Raw genomic sequence first — 18,149 nt, forward strand, 5'->3', positions numbered from 1 at the left:
CATTGCCGATACCGCCAAGCAGAGCATCGTCTAAATTACCACCAATCAGCCGATCGTCACCAGGGCCGCCAACTAGATAGTCGTAGCCAACGCCGCCATATAAAGTGTCATTACCAGCGCCACCATCGAGAACGTCGTTGTTAGACCCACCATCTAGATAGTCATTTCCACCAAGACCCAACAATATATCGCTTCCTGCATCACCATAGATTGTGTCAGATCCCAGCGTTAATACAGGGCCATTGGGGCCTTGCATCCATTCAGGATCTTTACCAACTAACTTGGGTCGGAATTGACCGTTATTGAAGGTATCGTCGTCATTGAAAGGGGTTCCATTAATAATTGCCATTTCAGTTGCTCCTTGTTCTTCAAAATTAGGGCGTAGAGATTGAGCGAAACCCACGTAGATGAATTTTGTTTGTGTAGGCAAGGGTGCAAGTTCGATGACGGGCGTCGCCACATTCGACTTGCACCCAGACGAGCGGTTTCCCACCGCAGGCAAGCGGGGTATTTTCCCTTAAATTGACACGCCAAGAATGGGCGGAGCGAAGCGGAAGGTGTGCAGCGCCCTACAGATAAAATTAGACGAAGGACAGGGTTAAATCCGCAGCCATTGTGTCAGAAACTACGGCAATCATGTCACCTTGATAAAATATTTTTGTGTCTTTCAGAGAGTCATTGCCGTAATCGTAGTAGCCCGATACAAATTCGTAGTCTTGCTTTTGACCGACCATCAAAATTGCATCTCCATCGGCTTTCTTAAAGTCCCGAATAATTGCATAAGCGTGCTCGCCTAAGCCATCTAAGTAAGGAACTTCAAACTCTGGGCCGTCAATAACTAGCGAGAATGTATCGGCTCCGGAACCGCCAATTAAGGTATCGACTTCATAATAATCGTATCCGTCACCATTGGCGTGACCAACAAGAAAATCGTTGCCGCTATTGCCTTCTAGCCAATCGGAATCGCCACCGCCATAGACTTTATCATTGCCAGTACCGCCAAATAGGAAGTCGTCACTGTCAAGGCCTTTGAGTGTATCTGCACCGCCACCGCCAAAGATGTCATCGTCCGTGTAATGCTTTCCTACTAGGTAGTCATTTCCTGGTGTTCCCGTTATGTTGTCATTGGGTAAGCCACTGATTTTATCGATGCGGCCGAATAAGCTGTTAGTAGAGTTGCTATCTGCGGCGATTACTTCACGTATTTCTACCATTGGATTACCATCGTCTTCTGTCCGGGGAACATCGGTGAAGTCTTCAATAAAAGGGGATTTATTGGGATTCGGATCGCCATCGGGGTCTGTCCGGGGAACATCGGTAAAGTCTTCAATCAAACCGAATTTATTAGGCTTAGGATTCGGATTATCTGAATCAGGGTCTTCAGTCCGAGGAACGTCGGTCAAGTCTTCAATTAAACCGAATCTCAGGGTAGAAATGTTAGCGTCGGCGATCGTTCTAAGTTCTGTCATGGTATTAATCCTATTTATGAGTGTATTCTGAGTTTGTCAAAGCGCTAAGTGTTTGTATTTGTTTGCTGCACCTTTCGCTTTCTGTTATCAGTGTCTTCGTAAAACTCTTGAACTGCAATGGTGATAAAATCAGGTATTATAGGAACTGATAAAGAGCTTCGCACTCGGAATTTATCGGAAAAAATCAGGTGCAGCCTGACAAAGCATCATCAAAATCAGCAAAAATCAGGTTTTTTGGTAAATCTCTACATAGTCAGGTTTGCGATCGTACAATCAAATCTAGATTTTGGTGCAGGCAATGATGAAAGAATCTCCAGTTAGTTATGAATATCAGATTGGCGGGAGTCTCCCCGCAGATGCGTCGAGTTACGTGACGCGACAAGCAGACTTGGACTTTTACGAAAGTTTGAAAGCGGGTGAGTTTTGTTACGTTTTGAATTCGCGGCAAATGGGCAAATCTAGTTTGCGGGTGCGGGCGATGCAAAAATTGCAAGCTGAAGGTACTGTGTGCGCTTTTATCGATTTAACTGGGATTGGCAAGGAAGATGTAACTCCCGAAAAGTGGTATGCAGGCATTGTCAATTCTTTGGTCAGTAGCTGTCAGCTAGGTAATAAAATTAATTGGCGGAATTGGTGGCGCGAACGCCGGGACTTGTTATCTCCCGTCCAGCGGTTTAGTTTGTTTATCGAAGAAGTTATTTTAGTTGAAATTTCCCAAAATATAGTTATTTTTATTGACGAGATCGATCGAGTATTGAGCATGAATTTTTCGGCTGATGAGTTTTTTGCTCTGATTCGCTGGTTTTACAATCAAAGAGTTGACAATCCTCTGTACCGGCGTTTGACTTTTGCGCTGTTGGGGGTGGCGACGCCTTCGGATTTGATTGCTGATAAAACTCAAACTCCTTTTAATATTGGTAAGGCGATCAATTTACGCGGTTTTCAGATTGATGAAGTGCAGCCTTTAATTGATGGTTGGCAGGGGCAAGTTGCCAATCCTGAAAGTGCGATCGCAGATATTTTGGATTGGACGGGGGGACAACCTTTTTTGACCCAAAAGCTGTGCAAGTTAATGCTGGAAAAGGAGTTGAAGAAAGTTAACGGCAGAGACGCAGAGGGCGCTGAAAAAGACAGGCAGGATGCCTGTTCGATCCCCACAGACGGGCAGGATGCCTGTTCCACACAGGAGGACGGAGTTGAGAGGTTGGTGAAGTTGCGGATTGTGGAGAATTGGGAGTCTCAGGATGAGCCTGAACATTTGAAAACTATTCGCGATCGCCTTTTGAGAAATCAGCAAAAAGCGGGGCAGTTATTGGGGCTTTACCAGCAGGTTTTGCAATCCGCGAACCCCCCCCAGCCACCCCTTAGCAAGGGGGGGCTAAATGCTGCTACTTCACCCCTGGGAAAGCAAGAAATAGCCACTCTTGCTCCTCCCCTTAGCAAGGGGGGGCTGGGGGGGGTTCTTGCTGATGGCAGTCCCGAACAAACGGAATTGCGACTGTCAGGTTTAGTGGTGCAACAGCACGGAAAATTAAAAGTTTATAACCGAATCTATGCCGAAGTTTTCAATCTTGAATGGGTGGAAAAACAGTTAGGAAAGCTGCGACCTTATTCGGAAAATTTTAATGCTTGGAAGGCGGCCAATTTTGAGGATAATTCGCGGCTCCTGCGGGGTCAGGCGCTGCAGGAAGCTTTGGAATGGGCAAAATATCAAAGTTTAAGCCATCTGGATTACCGCTTTTTAGCGGCGGCTCAGGATTTGGAAAAGCGAGAAGTTGAATTGGCTTTTGCACTGCAAGCTGAGGAAAGTCAAATATTGGCACAAGCTAATGAAACTTTAAGTCTGGCTCAGCATCAAGCTAAAACAGAGTTAACGTTAGCTAAAAAACAAGCTAGAAAAATAATTGCGATCGGCTCGACAATTTTAGGGATATCTTTAGCAGCAGCTATCGCCGTACAATTGCAAGTAATTAAAGCCGATCGAGAACTCGCAGAAACCAAAATAGTCCTCGAAAGTTTGTCGTCAAAGACAACTTTAGCCTCAAACCCTTTTCCAGCACTGATCGAAGCACTCCTTGCAGCACATAAACTTAAAAAATTAGAGGCATTCAGTCCGGCAAAATCTGAAACTAAGATGCAAGTATCGATCGCCCTCCAACAAGCACTTTACAGTATCCGAGAGCGCGATCGACTCCTCGGCCACCAAGCTGTCCTCAGAAACGTCGTTTTCTCGCCCGATGGCAAAATCCTCGCATCCGCTAGCGAAGACGATACTGTCAAACTCTGGAACCCAGACGGCATCTTACTCAGAACCCTCACCGGACACCGCGACAACGTTTGGACTGTCAGTTTCTCACCTGACGGCAAGACGATCGCATCTGCTAGTGACGATGCTACTATCAAACTCTGGAACATTGAAAACGGCACACAAATTAGAACCCTTACGGGGCATAGGGGCTGGGTGAGAGGAGTCAGTTTTGCTCCCGACGGATTGGCGATCGCATCTTCTGGTTCCGACGGCACTGTCAAACTCTGGAATCTAGCAGACGGCACTTTACTTCAAACCTTTACTGGGCATAGGGGGTGGGCAACAAGCGTCACTTTTTCGCCCGACGGGTTGGCGATCGCATCTTCGGGTAGCGATCGCACTGTCAAACTCTGGAATCCAGTAGACGGAACGGAAATCGCAACGCTGAGGGGCCATACCAATGCTGTCAGAAGTGTCAGTTTCTCCGACGACGGCAAAACCCTAGCATCTTCGGGTGAAGACGGTTTAGTCAAGCTGTGGGATGTCCAAAACCTGACTCTCCTCAAAACCCTGCAAGCCCACACCAGGCAAGTCTGGAACGTCAAATTCAGTCCCAGAGACAGCCGCAGCCAAACTCTGGCTACCGCTAGCGAAGACGGCACCGTCAAATTGTGGAATTTATCGCAGTTAGGAGACATCGAGCCGCAAACGCTCAAAGGACACACCGGCAGGGTTGCCAGCCTTAGTTTCAGTCCCGACGGCCGCACTTTGGCAACGGCAGGTACCGATCGCACGGTACGACTCTGGAACCTCACCGGCATCGAACCGAAAGTGCTTGAAAGCCACCGCCGTCAGGTTTTCAGTGCGAGTTTCTCGCCCGACGGCAAAACTGTTGCCTCCGGTAGCAACGATCGCACTGTTAAATTGTGGAATGCACAAAACGGCAGCGAAATCAAAACTTTTCTAGGACATCGAGGTGCCGTCACCAGCGTCAGTTTCGCCCCTGACGGCAAAATTTTAGCATCTGCAGGAAGCGATAAAACTATTAAATTGTGGAACCTAGAAACCGGCACCGAAATCAAAACCCTTTCAGGGCATCAGAGGGGAATTGATAGCGTTGTTTTCAGTCCCGACGGTAAAATCTTAGCATCAGCCGGAGTCGATAAAACTGTTAAATTGTGGCATCTAGAAAGCGGTACTCAAATCAAAACCTTCACAGGACATCTCGAAAGAGTTAGAAGTGTCACATTCAGTCCCGATGGCAAAACTTTAGCATCCGCAGGAAACGATCGCGCGATCTATTTCTGGGATTTAAAGAATTTAGAATCTACTCCAAGAAGGATTCTGAGAGCCCATAACAGCCGAATTACCAGCCTGCGTTTCAGTCCCGACGGCAAAATCTTAGCATCCGCTTGCGATGACAGCACAATTAAATTGTGGAATGGAGAAACAGGCACCGAACTCAAAACGATCAAAGGACACGGAACTTGGGTAAAAAGCATTAGTTTCAGTCCCGACGGCAAAACGATCGCATCTGCAAGTTTCGATCACACAATTAAATTGTGGAATGTAGCAGACGGCCAAACAGGATCGGAGGTGCTGCCCCTACAAACTTTTGAGGGACATAGCGATCGAGTTAATGACGTTAACATCAGTCCCGACGGCAAAACTCTTGTTTCTGCCAGCGATGATTCTACTTTAAGGATCTGGAATTTGAAACTTGATGTAGATAATTTAATGAAACTGAGTTGCCAATGGCTGAGCAATTATATTGCTAATCATCCCGAAGAAAAAGCGCTCCCCGAAATCTGCAATCCTTAAAAAACCGGATTTACACAACTGGCACTTTAAACAAAAATATGTTGTTGCGCTTGGGCGCTCTTTCATATCCTAAAAGCGCCCAAGCGCAATAACATACCTAAAAATCTTGTGACAGTTTGCCTTAGCCCTGAGATTAAAGATTTGGCAAGGACTAATGAACTAATCGTTGGGATTACGGCCCTACAGTTACCTTTTTTTTTACTGGTATAAACAAGCGCCCAACATAAAGCTGGCTATTTAAGTTTTTTTGGTAGGTAGTATGACAGTAATTCCTGCTTGGGGAGACATTTTGATTGTCAAATAAGAGGTTTTTTTTAGAGAATAAACATTACTTGCTTTTGGCTTTCACTGCCCTCGACTCCACTGTGAATCCTGGAATATCTTGCAGTTCTGTTTCGCTCAAACTGTACTGTTCGCAAACCAAACTCAAACGAGTTCCGGTACTTTTAACAGCGTTGACAGAGTGAGTCAAATCTCCTTGAAAATAGATCAGCGAGTTGGCTTGCGGCTTAATCTGTCCGACTTGCTGTTTGTTGCGCCGCAGTATCAACTCTCCCCCTTGCAAGTTTGGCGGTACTTGTACGTACAAAACGCTGACGGCTACGGGAGGTTCAACAGTTTTGCAGTACGATCGCAATGATCGATCGATATGCGGATCGACGCGGGAACCTTCACCCAGCAACAAAGGGTTGAGGTAAAAAGCATTGCATTCAGGCTGTAATGCTTGGTCTAGATAGGGTTTGAACAAGGGAAACCGCCGTTCTACTTCGGCGATTTCCGCACGTTGAAACACCACGGAAAACCCTTTTGTGCCAATGAAATCGCGATTGAGGTTGTTGATTGCTAGATAAGGGGAGGCTAGAATTGCTCCTCGCAAGTCGTTGAGGTAGTCGATCGAGAAAGCGTTAGGATGTTGGCTATAGTATTTCAAGGCACTCAAAAATCATCAAATTTTAAGGAAACAGCAGATAGAAATGCAGCAATCGCTCAGATTTGGGATTGCTTCGTTCCTCGCAGAGGACATAATAATCTTGATTTCAGTCCGCGTACTTAAGTCAAGGGTTTTTCTTAACTGCGAGCGATCGCCCGGAAGTGTCGCAACCGACTAGCAACGGCAGAATATCAGTATACAGGCGATCGTTGTGGTGATTCGATTATATTTGCAATTCCATTATACATGATGCCGCTCAGCAGCCGATCGCCCATTTATTTTAACTTGTGGAATTGCAGGGGCGGGCCTAATTTCCGCGATCGCATCCGGCCGCTGTTTTCTCACCAATTTCTTGAGTTTGCTAGCTGAAAAACAGATGTGTGTTGCGGCTTTGTCGCAAGCATCTTGCTAAAACAAGCAATCCGTGCATTAAGTCAAAATGCAGGGAGGGCGATCGACTATATCTAACTGGCAATAGAACGTTAATAAAGTTTACAAATAGAGGGCGAGCTCAAAAATACCACCAGCCGCAACAGTTACTAAGTAATTATTTCAGATTAAATTAATATTTCACAGGGTGAAAAAAGCCAAGCTGCCAGCTAAAATTAAAGAGTAAGTGAAAAAAAACAACTCGCTGAAACGATATGGCAACAACATTGTACGAGAAAATGGGTGGAGAATCAGCCATTAAAGAGATGGTGGATGATTTTTACCGCGATGTTTTGGCTGACGAGATAGTGAGCCATTTCTTCGATCATACAGATATGGAAAAGCAGCGCCGCCATCAAACTGCTTTTATCTCTTATGCCCTTGGCGGCCCCAAGCAATACTCAGGCCGTTCAATGGAGAAAGCACACGCAGGTTTGAATTTACAGCCAGAACACTTTGATGCAATTGTGAAGCATTTGACAGATGCCATCATTGCCCACGGCGCGTCTCAAGAAGATCTCGATGAAGCGCTAGGTAAGATCGCGACTTTGAAAGAGGCGGTTTTGTACAAGTAATAAGTAGGTGTGCAGAATTAATTACACAATATTTATACTGAAACCCTTGCCTAGCAAGGAGTCTTTATGTAATTAATTTTGTGTGGTTACTTATCTACAGTCCCGGACGCAGGGGTACCTTCATAACCGGGTTTTTTCCGAAAATACTGGATAAAGATTTTTAATCGCCGTAAAAAACTAAAGTGGTGAAGGTATTGATGCGTAAGTTTTTATCTCATTCTTTCAGGCGTTTCCAGGCAACTGCACCCATATGGAGAATCTGTTTGAAGACGGTGAGTGGGCGATTTTGGAGTGGAGTGGCACGGGTACATTTGTCGGCGAATTTGCTGGTTTTACTCCGACTGGCAAGAGTTATACTCTGCGCGGGTGCGGGTTCTTCCACGTTGTAGATAGTAAAATTCAATTTCAGCGTGGATACTTCGACAAATTAACGTGGTTCACTCAAATCGGTATACCAATTACTTCGGAAAGTGACGGCGCAGCATAACGCCCCTGTTGCAGCTAAGGTGCAAAGTCTTTGCGCTTCGCTTAGATTCGATCGCCGCCCAACAGGGGCGTTTGACTAGCATTGAGAATATTATTTTCTATCGGTAAGTAGATAGGGCTTTGAGCGCGTTACTACTCCCCGATCGATCGCAGATGATAGAACTTGATATTACTCGTACATTTTGTAATTTTGCCGATCGACTTGTCCAGCGCCCTTGAAGCTGTTTTAAACCTCCGGCGGCAAGTCCACGCTGTAGAGAATTTTGCCTTCAAGGTTGTGCAGCGCCACAGTCATCACCTGACTGTCGCCATTAATTTTAACCGTACCAAAGAACTGAAAACCTTTTGTAGGAGGTAGATTTTCTAATTCTCCCGGCGGCAAACTTTGGAACTTAACTAGGGGGCCAAAAGTATTGTCAAGCTTATTTGGTCCGTAAGTTCCAGCGTGAAGCGGCCCGGCAACAAACTCCCAAAAAGGTTTAAAATCAGTGAATTGAGCTTGACCTGGATCGTAGTAGTGCGCGGCAGCATAATGCACGTCAGCCGTCAGCCAAACGACATTTTGGATATTGTTTTGCTGGATAAAGCGCAACAATTGAGCAAGTTCGAGTTCGCGTCCTAATGCAGGGCCATCTCCATTGGCGAGGTTTTCAAATTTGCCGCTGTTTTTGCCATCTTCAATCACCAATCCGACTGGCATATCGCTAGCAATTACTTTCCACCTTGCCTTTGAATTCTGCAATTTGTTCTTTAACCAGCTAACTTGGGCATTACCCAAAAACGCCGTTTCTTCACTTGCTGCTGTCTGACGGTTGGTAGTGTTTATTCCTCGGTAGCTACGCATATCCAGCATAAAAATTTCCAGGGAAGAACCGTAATTGAACGAACGGTAAATCCGTTCTGGGTCGTTGGCATCGAAGCGGATCGGCGTATACTCCATAAATGCTTGCTTGCCTCGCGCTGCCAGTAAAGAACTGCTTTTGACTTTGTAGCGGTCATCGCTCATTAGCATCTCGCCGGGATACCAGTTGTTTGTAGTTTCGTGGTCATCCCACTGAACTAGCTGAGGCACTTCGGCGTTGAAGCGCCGGATGTTATTGTCTAGCAGGTTGTAGATGTAATTTCCGCGAAACTCTGTTAAGGTTTCAGCTACTTTTGACTTTTCTTCTGTTGTGATGTTTTTCCAGATGCTACCGTCGTCAAGTTTTACCTCAGATTTAATCGGATTATCGGCATAGATGTAATCGCCAGAATGAATGAAGAAGTCTGGCTTAAGCTGCCTGATAGTTTCATAGATTTTCATGCCGCCCCATTCAGAATTGATACCCCAACCCTGTCCGGCGGTGTCTCCAGACCAGGCAAAAAAGATGTCGCGCTTGCTGTTTGGAGGTGTGCGGAAACTGCCTGTAACGGGGACGCTGTAGATGTTTGGATCGGCTAAATTCTGGAAGCTGACTCGGTAGAATATTTGCCGGTCGGCTGGTAGGTCAATCAGGTTAATACGCGCCGTGTAATCGCTAGTTTCCAACGCTGCTGGGCCGATGATGCGCTGCACGTTGCCGAAGGAGTCGGCGGTGTCATATTCGACTATCATCCGGGAGGAGCGATCGCACCGACTCCAAATCACCGCACTGTTGCCGGTAATATCACCGCTAGCAACACCGTATGGAATGCTGGGGCGCATCCGCTCCGAGGTGATAATTGCCGGTGCAGAAGATTGTGCTAATCCTGATTGCGATCGCAGGTTTGCGGCAATAATACCGCTACCTGCAATTGCCGAACCGAGTAGAAACTGGCGGCGGCTGAGTTGGTCTTGTTTTTTACGTTTCATGGCTACCCTCATCTTTAAAAATACCGAGACTGTACTTCTGCTAATTTGTGATGTACGCAACAATCAGCAAATTCACCGCTGTTTCTGAGACGCCCCGAACTGTGAGGAGTAAAACAAATCCCACAGACAAAAACAGGTTTTCAATCAAGTTTTAGTGGACCCAAAATAAAGGTAGCAGGCGGTCGCTGAAAAAGCAAGCATCTAGACTACCAAAGCACCATATTAACCAAGTGTCTTCGCTTTTTCCTCTGCTAGTGCTTTTGCTAAACCAGCAGCAGCTTCAAAAGAATCATATAAACCTTGAGTATCTATTTTGTTCTGAACATCCAATGGGATTAAACCTGATTCATTATTCAATAATTCGGCTACCACGAAATTTAGTAGCAACAGTTTAATGGGATTAAACCTGATTCATTATTCAATAATTCGGCTACCACGAAATTTAGTAGCAACAGTTTATCGGAGTGAGATAACTATTTGAGGAGGGATAAAAATTCTGTGAGAGGCATAAGTTAAAGGTTTAATAAACTTAGGTAACATTTATTTTAGATTCTTTAGCTCTCACCTTTACAATACTCTCAGGCGATCGGGTTAATCAGGCGGTGGATCGGACAGATTAGAGATATTGAGGTTTTGGTGCATGAGATCGATCGTTGTAGTTCAGCCTTTTGCCAGATGACAACCCTTAACTCATGAAAGCAAAATCGATAATATTTTCAGTCAGAGTCTATGCCACAATACTTCGGAAAACTCCAAATTACAGAACAGCCTTGGTCAACAATAGGCTCGGTAGAGTCCATAAAGAAAACCGATCGCACCCTTCACTTTAATTGCGGCGAAACTTCCCTAAACCTCAGCATCCTCGCGCCGAATTTAATCAGAGTGCGAATGTCCCCGACAGGTGAATTCAAAAGCCGATCGCAATCAATAACTGTCCCTGACGAAGAGTGGGAAATTATACCATTTGAAGTGCGAGAAACAGAGGAAAAAATAGAAATTGAAACATCACAAATAACGATTTCAGTCAAGCGGGCTCGCGCTTCCATCGAATGCTTGGACAAATCGGGAAAACCCTTTGCTAGCGACTGCGATCCTAGTATGGGATGGCGCACCGGCGCAACCGCAGGCTGGAAACGCATCGAAGCAGACGAACACTTCTACGGTTTTGGCGAACGCACCGGCTTTCTCGACAAACTCTCCCAAGTCAAGACAAACTGGACAATAGACGCGCTTGACTACAATTCCCTCAGCGATGAAATGTACCAGGCGATCCCATTTTACATCGCCCTGAATCCCGATCGCGCTTACGGCCTCTTTTTCAACACTACATTTTGGAGTCAGTTCGACATCGGCGCCCAACAACCGGGAGTTTTGCGGATGGAAACCAGAGGCCCGGAACTCGATTACTACATCATTTACGGCCCGGAACCCGCCCAAATTATCGCCACCTACACGCAGTTAACCGGCCGGATGCCGCTTCCGCCAAAATGGGCGCTGGGATACCACCAATGCCGCTGGAGCTACGACTCCGAGGACGTTGTGCGGGAGTTGGCGAAGGAATTTCGCGATCGGGCCATTCCCTGCGATGTCATCCACCTCGATATCGACTATATGAACGGCTACCGCGTTTTTACCTGGAGCCCGAAGCGTTTCCCCGATCCCGCGAAACTGCTCGCAGACTTGAAAGCAGCGGGTTTTAAGGTTGTCACGATTGTCGATCCCGGTGTCAAGTACGAACCGGAAGGAGATTATGAAGTATTCGATCGGGGTGTGGAAAATGACTATTTCGTCCGCACCGCAGAGGGAAGGCTATTCCACGGTTACGTTTGGCCCGAAAAAGCGGTGTTTCCCGACTTCCTGCGGCCAGAGGTGCGCGAGTGGTGGGGCGAATTGCACAAAAACCTTACAGATATGGGCGTTGCGGGGATTTGGAACGACATGAACGAACCTTCGATCGCAGAACGGCCTTTTGGCGACGGCCACCAACACGTCTGGTTTCCGCTGGATGCACCGCAAGGCCCGGAATCCGAGGGCGCAACCCACGCGGAAACGCACAATTTGTATGGGTTGATGATGGCGAAAGCTTGTTCGGAAGGGTTGCAAAAAGTGCGATCGGGCGAGCGATCTTTTGTGCTGACGCGATCGGGTTTTGCGGGCATTCAGCGTTACTCCTCGGTATGGATGGGCGACAATCTATCGCAGTGGGAATACTTAGAAATGTCGCTACCGATGCTTTGCAATATGGGGCTTTCCGGCGTGGCGTTTGTCGGTTGCGACATCGGGGGTTTTGCGGAGAATGCAACCGCTGAATTGTTCGCGCGGTGGATGCAGGTGGGAATGCTGTATCCCTTGATGCGCGGTCATTCGGCGATAAATACGGCCCAACACGAACCGTGGGTTTTTGGCGATCGCACTGAGAAGATTTGCCGCGAATACATGAATTTGCGCTATCAGTTGTTGCCTTACATTTACACCTTGTTTTGGGAAGCTGCGACGACGGGAACACCGATTTTGCGACCGTTACTATATCAATTTCCGCGCGATCGGGCAACTTATCACCTTTACGATCAAGTATTGCTCGGCCCGTCGCTGATGGCTGCACCTGTTTACCGGCCGGGAGTTGAACACCGCGCCGTGTATTTCCCGGAGGGGACTTGGTACGATTGGTGGACGGGCGAATGCTATCAGGGCCCGACGCACATTTTGGCTGATGCACCTTTGGAGAGAATGCCGCTTTACGTGCGGGGCGGGGGCATAATTGCGATGGAACCTGTGAGGCAATTTGTCAGCGAAGAACCGCTTGAGTCATTGAAAATGCGAATTTGGCCCGGAAGCGGTGAATGGACGCTTTATGAGGACGACGGACACAGTTTTGAGCATGAACAAGGTGTCTGGGCAACGACTAATTACAAAGTGTATTTGGAAGAGGACAAAATCATCGTTGAAATTGCCGCGCGCGAGGGTCAATTTTCGATTTCTGAACGCGAAGTTATTGTGGAAGTTGTTGGCGTTGGCGAACAGCGATTTACAGATGATGGTACGGTGCGGCGTTTGACATTTGGATAGTTTTGGAATAAAGCGGTTTATGCTATGGTGGCATTCAGGGCGATCGCTCGATCTGGCAGAGTTTGAGATGGAAAGGGCGATCGCATCCCTCGATCAAGCTAAAAATATAATTATTCATGTACCTATCACTAAAGAGGCTTTCTGATGACTCAAACAATATCCAAGTTAATAACTTTTGATGATTTTCTGGAAGGAAAGCCAGAAAACGGACATTATGAATTACATAACGGAGTTATTGTTGAAATGCCAAATCCAACTGGTAAACATTCAGCCAGCGCAGGTTTTCAGGCGATCGAGTTTGGGTTAGAAATCAGGCGACTACAGATTCCTTACTTTATTCCCAAGGAATGTACAATTAAATTTAGCGATAACTCTGGCTACGATCCCGATGTAATTGTATTAGATAAACAAGCCGTAGCAGCCAATGAGTCTCGATGGGAAAGAGAATCAGTTATTACTCAGGGAAATTCCGTCAAATTAGTTGTTGAAGTTGTCAGCACAAATTGGCGGGATGATTATGGCCACAAAATGATTGATTATGAAGCATTAGGCATTTTTGAATATTGGATTGTAGATTATTTGGGTTTAGGTGGTAGCCGTTATATTGGTTCTCCGAAACAGCCTACTTTATCGGTTTATCAGTTAGTAGATGGTGAGTATCAAATTAAGCTGTTTCGAGGAGATGAAAGGGTTGAATCGGCAGTGTTTCCAGAGTTGAATTTGACCGCAAAGCAAATTTTTAACGGTGGGTAAGTGTAATGCACTGATAAATTTTCAACCAACCTGGGCGTGAGGATAAAGAAATAGAAATTATGTCATCATCATTTACAATGATTAACCGAGCATCTGGTATAATCTACATAAATAACTTAGATGAACTTTTATTATCACCACATTTACGGGAGAACCCTCTATCACCTAGCTAATTTGTTGCTTGTGGCTGCCCAAAAATCAGAAATTTAATGATTGGGAGAGAAATATAATGTCTACAAGAATTGAAGAAGTTAAGAAGCAGTTATCTAGTCCAAGTGAGCAAGAAAGACTTGCTGCTTTATCAGAGACTCTCAATTATGGTCAACAAGGTTTAGAACTATTGATTGAACAGTCTATCAAAGATGAATCAGACAGAGTTAAACAATTTGCCTACAGAGTTTTTCGTGGTGATAATTCTTATTTGAGGGCAAATACACCAGAAAACTTAACAACTTGCCCAACAGATGTTATTACTTGTCTAGCAATAAGTCCAGGCAATACTATTTTAGTAGGAGGGAGTTGGAAAAAAATTTGGGTATGGGATTTGCAAACAGGGGCACTGATTCGTAGTATTGAAGGACATTCGCATTGGGTTTTGTCTGTGGCTATTAGTCCGGGTGGAAGTATATTAGTTAGCGGAGGTGCAGATAAAACTATTAAGGTATGGAATTTAAAAACAGGGCAGATTATTCGGACGCTCAATGGTCATTCTAGTTGGATTACTGCTGTTGCTATCGCTGCTAACGGCAAAATTGTTAGCGGTAGCGCAGATAAAACCATCAAAATATGGGAGCTAAATACAGGTAAGCTAAGTAAAACCATAAAAAATGAAAAGGAACTATTTTGTGTTTTGAGCTTATGTATTAGCCATGATGGAAAAGTCATCGCTTGTGGAAGCACTAATAATAAAATTACATTATGGAATTTAGATAGCGGTCAACTCATAGGCAGTATTGAAGGGCATTCGGATTGGATTCAATCTTTAAGTATTACTTCAGGCAACACAACCTTAATTAGTGGAAGTCGTGATGGGGTTATCAAATTTTGGCAATCCAAAACAGAAGCAGTGTCTTCAAATCAATCAGCTTCAGTTTTGGGGAAAGGTTTAGTAGATGTAGCAGCTACGGTAGCGGGATTTTCATTAGGAGGGCCTATAGCTGTAGGGGCTTGGGTTTTAGGTAGAGTTATTGTTGGCGCATTAGATAATAAAGATTTGTCTACGTTACCTCTTCTAAATTTAGAAGATACCAATACTTACTCTCACAATCAATCAATTAATTCTCTAGCTTATCATGTCAATCAAAATATACTTGTAGTAGGCTTTTCCCAAAACATTAAAATATTTGATTTACGAGATAATTATAATAAAATCATCTATAATTTACCAGAAGAGTCTGGTTTTATTAGCTCTGTAGCAATTACCTCTAATGGAAAAACTCTGGCTGTTGCAGGTAAAGATTGGGTAACATTGTTGGAGGCAGAAACCGGAAAACCACTTCATGCTATTAAGGGATGTTCTTATCCTAAACTAAGCAAAATTGTTATTTATGAAACTTTCCAAGCACTCTTTTGTGGTCAAGAGCAGCATTTTATTGTTAAAGTTTTAGATCAGAATAATCGAGAGATGAACTTTAACGCTCAAGATATTACATGGGAAACTACTGGTGGTAAAATCGAACAGGGTTTATTTACCGCAGGTCAAAGAGAAGGAAGATTTGAAGTTAAAGCAAAGATAGGCATTTTTGAGACTTCTGTCACAATTACTATTATTCAGCCTCCTAGAATCACTGATATTTCTTTTGCTCCCTCTAGTATTACTTTAGAGTTTGGTAAAACGCAACAATTCACAGCACAAGTTTTAGATCAACGCAGAAATCCCATGCAGGAAACTGTATTATGGGAAGTAAGCGGAGGTGGAAGCATTGACCAAAATGGCAATTTTATAGCTGGAAGCAAGCAAGGTAAATTTGAAATCATAGCTTCAGTTAGTTCAATTCGTCGAGTTATTCCAATTACGATTATTGAACCTCCGAGACTAGCAGAACTAATTATTATATCTTCAATACCTCAATTAGAGTTTGGTCAGAGCTTTCACTTTCAAGTTAAGGGCTTAGATCAGTATGATAACAACATACAAACTGGGAAAATTACTTGGTCAGCAAGTAGCGGAGGTGGAACAATTAACCAAAATGGCAATTTTATAGCTGGAAGCAAGCAAGGAAATTTTGAAATTATCGCTTCAGTCCGTTCTATTCGTCGAGTTATCCCAATTACGATTATTGAACCTCCGAAGCTAGCAGAACTAATTATTACATCCTCAACATCTCAATTAGAGTTTGGGCAGAGTTTTCAGTTTCGAGTAAAAGGTGAGGATCAGTATGGTGACAACATAAATATTGGACAAATAACCTGGAGTACAACGGGTGGGTCAATTCTGAATAATGGAATGTTCCGCGCTAGTTATCAAGAGGAGGAAATAACTGTTACTGCTACTCTGGGAGAAATAAGCGTTTCTGCTGAGGTCACGATAGTTGAACCACCAAAACTAACGACATTAGTAATTTCACCAAACCAAGTAGAAATAAAGCCTGGACAGCATCAACAATTCAAGCTTCATGGTTTAGATGAGTGGGATCGTGAAATCGCAGTTGGGAGGATAGTTTGGAAAGCAACAGGCGGTACGATTGACCAAAATGGCAATTTTATAGCTGACATAAATGCTAAAGGTAAGTTTAGAGTAACTGCTACTTCCACGGAACACAATATCAGTACCTTTGCTGATATTACAGTAGTTTCTGTATTGATAGACTTTTCTATTTTTCCCAAGGAAGTAGCACTTCAACCCGAAGAAAATTTTACTTTTGATGTTATAGGATTTGATCAACAAGATGAACCAATACAGGTTAATCAAGTAGATTGGCAATGTACTCAAGGGGGAAGAATTAACGGCAATGGAACTTTTATAGGAGGTTATGAAAAGCGTGAAGTTACGGTTAATGCGACAGTCGAAGGAATTACTCAATCAGTTACAGTTACGTTGCTCCCAGTTTTAAGACGATTAGAGATTTATCCTCAAAAAGTAGTAAAGCTCAAGCCTGGTGAATGCCAAAAATTTACAGCAGTAGGCTTAGACCAATATGGCAATCGAATAGATACTGGAAAAATATCTTGGGAAACAACAGGTGGCAAAATTGACCAAAACGGTAATTTTACTGCTGGTCACAATGCTAAAGGTACATTTAATGTACGAGCTAATGTTTCTGAAATACCTGAATCTGGGGTAAGGGCTAAACTCTTAACTTTGGGAATATACATGAGGCTTTTAGAGCGTGTATTTTCATTTGTTAACTTTACCCAAAGTAATTTTATTGTCAAGTCTGCTATCGATTTTTTAACCACTAATTTTAATACTGGTGAAAAAACAGAACAAGCTGAAAATACCGAAACAGATTTTACAAATGAAGAAACTGATATCCTTGGTTTTGATATAGAAGCGTGGTTACAGAAAAACATCTTTAAGATTGTCGCTCGGATTCTCGACTTTGCGGGTCAACTATTTATTAATGCAGCTAAGATTAGTGCTTCTGTTGAAGTTATTGTAGTTCCTGTATTGAGACGATTAGAAATTTATCCTAGGGGCTTGCAGCTTAATACTATACCAATCCTTTGGTTGCTCTTTCGACAATACAATTGTATGGCTGGGATTTTATTTATACGCAAGTCCCCTAAAGAAGTACAACTTAAGCCTAATCAGAATTTAACTTTTCGTGCTAAAGGATCTGATCAGCAAGGGGATGTGATGGTGCCTGGGAATATCATCTGGCGTGCAACAAGTGGCAATATAAATTCAGATGGTAAATTTATCGCTGGAAAAAGTATCGGTCAAGTTAAAATAACCGCCATTGTTGGAGAGATTTATGATTCTACATTCATAAATGTAGTTGAGGATCAGAAATTAACACTACCACCATTAACACTTCTACCCAATCCTGCACCTGCACCTGCACCTGCACCTACAGAGACAGTTGATCGGGATCATGAACAAGATGATGATTTTGATGATGATTTTGATGATGATTTTGATGATGATTTTGATGATGACTTTGATGATGATTTTGATGATGATTTTGATGATGATGTCTTCAAAGATAATTTTTTTTATAAGTATTATTTTGCTGAATATATTTATGAGAATGATATCGATATAAGAGGTAATTATTTTCAGGACAAGTATTTTGATTGCGATAATATTCCGAATAAAATCGAGAAGTGGTTTTACAGAAGCCAGCTTTTTTACTACGATGGTTATAGTATTAATGATGTACTCGATGGTTATACTATTTAATGATATACTCGATAATGATGATTATTATTTAAATTAGATGGATGCTAGGAACTTTTTCGAGTATCTAATGGAGTAATGAAAAATTAATTGATGAATAGAATACCATAATTCACAGAGTAAACTAACTAAGGTATTTAATTTTAAATGCTTGGCAAACAGTTAATAAATACTGTTATAATATACCGTCGGGGGATG

At 43.8% G+C, this 18,149-nt stretch carries 12 protein-coding genes; 7 read left to right on the forward strand and 5 right to left on the reverse strand.

Translation table 11 applies throughout. From position 1 onward, the window contains the following. Nucleotides 1–493: calcium-binding protein (locus tag QUA25_RS14145; protein ID WP_445305264.1), on the reverse strand; the 493-nt coding region annotated here is incomplete at its 3' end. 88 nt (nucleotides 494–581) lie between these two features. Further along, the gene (locus QUA25_RS14150) at nucleotides 582–1,469 is read right to left on the reverse strand and encodes a calcium-binding protein (RefSeq protein WP_333038797.1); all 888 of its coding nucleotides are present in this window, start codon (nucleotides 1,467–1,469) and stop codon (nucleotides 582–584) included. A gap of 298 nt (nucleotides 1,470–1,767) precedes the next feature. On the opposite strand from QUA25_RS14150, the gene QUA25_RS14155 reads away from it, so the two are divergent. After that, nucleotides 1,768–5,538 (forward strand): WD40 domain-containing protein, encoded by a 3,771-nt coding sequence (locus QUA25_RS14155; protein WP_333038798.1) that lies wholly within the window; start codon nucleotides 1,768–1,770, stop codon nucleotides 5,536–5,538. Between the two features lie 328 nt (nucleotides 5,539–5,866). On the opposite strand, the gene QUA25_RS14160 is transcribed toward QUA25_RS14155, so the two are convergent. Further along, nucleotides 5,867–6,478, reverse strand: a complete 612-nt coding sequence (locus tag QUA25_RS14160) for a 2OG-Fe(II) oxygenase (RefSeq protein ID WP_333038799.1) — start codon at nucleotides 6,476–6,478, stop codon at nucleotides 5,867–5,869. 635 nt (nucleotides 6,479–7,113) lie between these two features. On the opposite strand from QUA25_RS14160, the gene QUA25_RS14165 reads away from it, so the two are divergent. Together QUA25_RS14165 and QUA25_RS14170 are read left to right on the forward strand one after the other, a co-directional pair. Further along, complete coding sequence (locus QUA25_RS14165) at nucleotides 7,114–7,473, forward strand: group 1 truncated hemoglobin (protein WP_333038801.1); 360 nt, start codon at nucleotides 7,114–7,116, stop codon at nucleotides 7,471–7,473. Nucleotides 7,474–7,684: 211 nt separating this feature from the next. Further along, nucleotides 7,685–7,960, forward strand: a complete 276-nt coding sequence (locus QUA25_RS14170) for an ester cyclase (RefSeq protein ID WP_333039000.1) — start codon at nucleotides 7,685–7,687, stop codon at nucleotides 7,958–7,960. Nucleotides 7,961–8,185: 225 nt separating this feature from the next. Here QUA25_RS14170 and QUA25_RS14175 read toward each other — a convergent pair whose 3' ends face one another. Together QUA25_RS14175 and QUA25_RS14180 are read right to left on the reverse strand one after the other, a co-directional pair. Further along, nucleotides 8,186–9,790, reverse strand: a complete 1,605-nt coding sequence (locus tag QUA25_RS14175) for an alkaline phosphatase D family protein (RefSeq protein ID WP_333038803.1) — start codon at nucleotides 9,788–9,790, stop codon at nucleotides 8,186–8,188. A gap of 222 nt (nucleotides 9,791–10,012) precedes the next feature. Beyond that, on the reverse strand, nucleotides 10,013–10,162 hold the full coding sequence (locus QUA25_RS14180; RefSeq protein WP_333038805.1) for a hypothetical protein: 150 nt from the start codon (nucleotides 10,160–10,162) through the stop codon (nucleotides 10,013–10,015). A 357-nt stretch (nucleotides 10,163–10,519) separates the two neighbouring features. Between QUA25_RS14180 and QUA25_RS14185 the strand changes: the two genes are divergently transcribed. The 4 genes from QUA25_RS14185 (at nucleotide 10,520) to QUA25_RS14200 (ending at nucleotide 17,954) form a co-directional block, all read left to right on the forward strand. Next, a complete protein-coding gene (locus tag QUA25_RS14185) occupies nucleotides 10,520–12,856 on the forward strand; it encodes a glycoside hydrolase family 31 protein (protein ID WP_333038807.1) in 2,337 nt (778 codons plus the stop codon). Between the two features lie 19 nt (nucleotides 12,857–12,875). Then, nucleotides 12,876–13,001, forward strand: coding sequence for a hypothetical protein (locus QUA25_RS14190; protein ID WP_333038808.1), 126 nt, complete (start codon nucleotides 12,876–12,878; stop codon nucleotides 12,999–13,001). Continuing rightward, nucleotides 13,001–13,609: a Uma2 family endonuclease gene (locus QUA25_RS14195; RefSeq protein WP_333038811.1), complete on the forward strand. Its 609-nt coding sequence runs from the start codon at nucleotides 13,001–13,003 to the stop codon at nucleotides 13,607–13,609. The genes QUA25_RS14190 and QUA25_RS14195 overlap by 1 nt, the downstream gene beginning before the upstream one ends. A 229-nt stretch (nucleotides 13,610–13,838) precedes the next feature. After that, complete coding sequence (locus tag QUA25_RS14200; RefSeq protein WP_333038813.1) at nucleotides 13,839–17,954, forward strand: WD40 domain-containing protein; 4,116 nt, start codon at nucleotides 13,839–13,841, stop codon at nucleotides 17,952–17,954. Nucleotides 17,955–18,149: the final 195 nt, after the last annotated feature.

It is taken from the genome of Microcoleus sp. Pol17C6 (assembly GCF_036701145.1).
Classification (GTDB): Bacteria; Cyanobacteriota; Cyanobacteriia; order Cyanobacteriales; family Microcoleaceae; genus Microcoleus.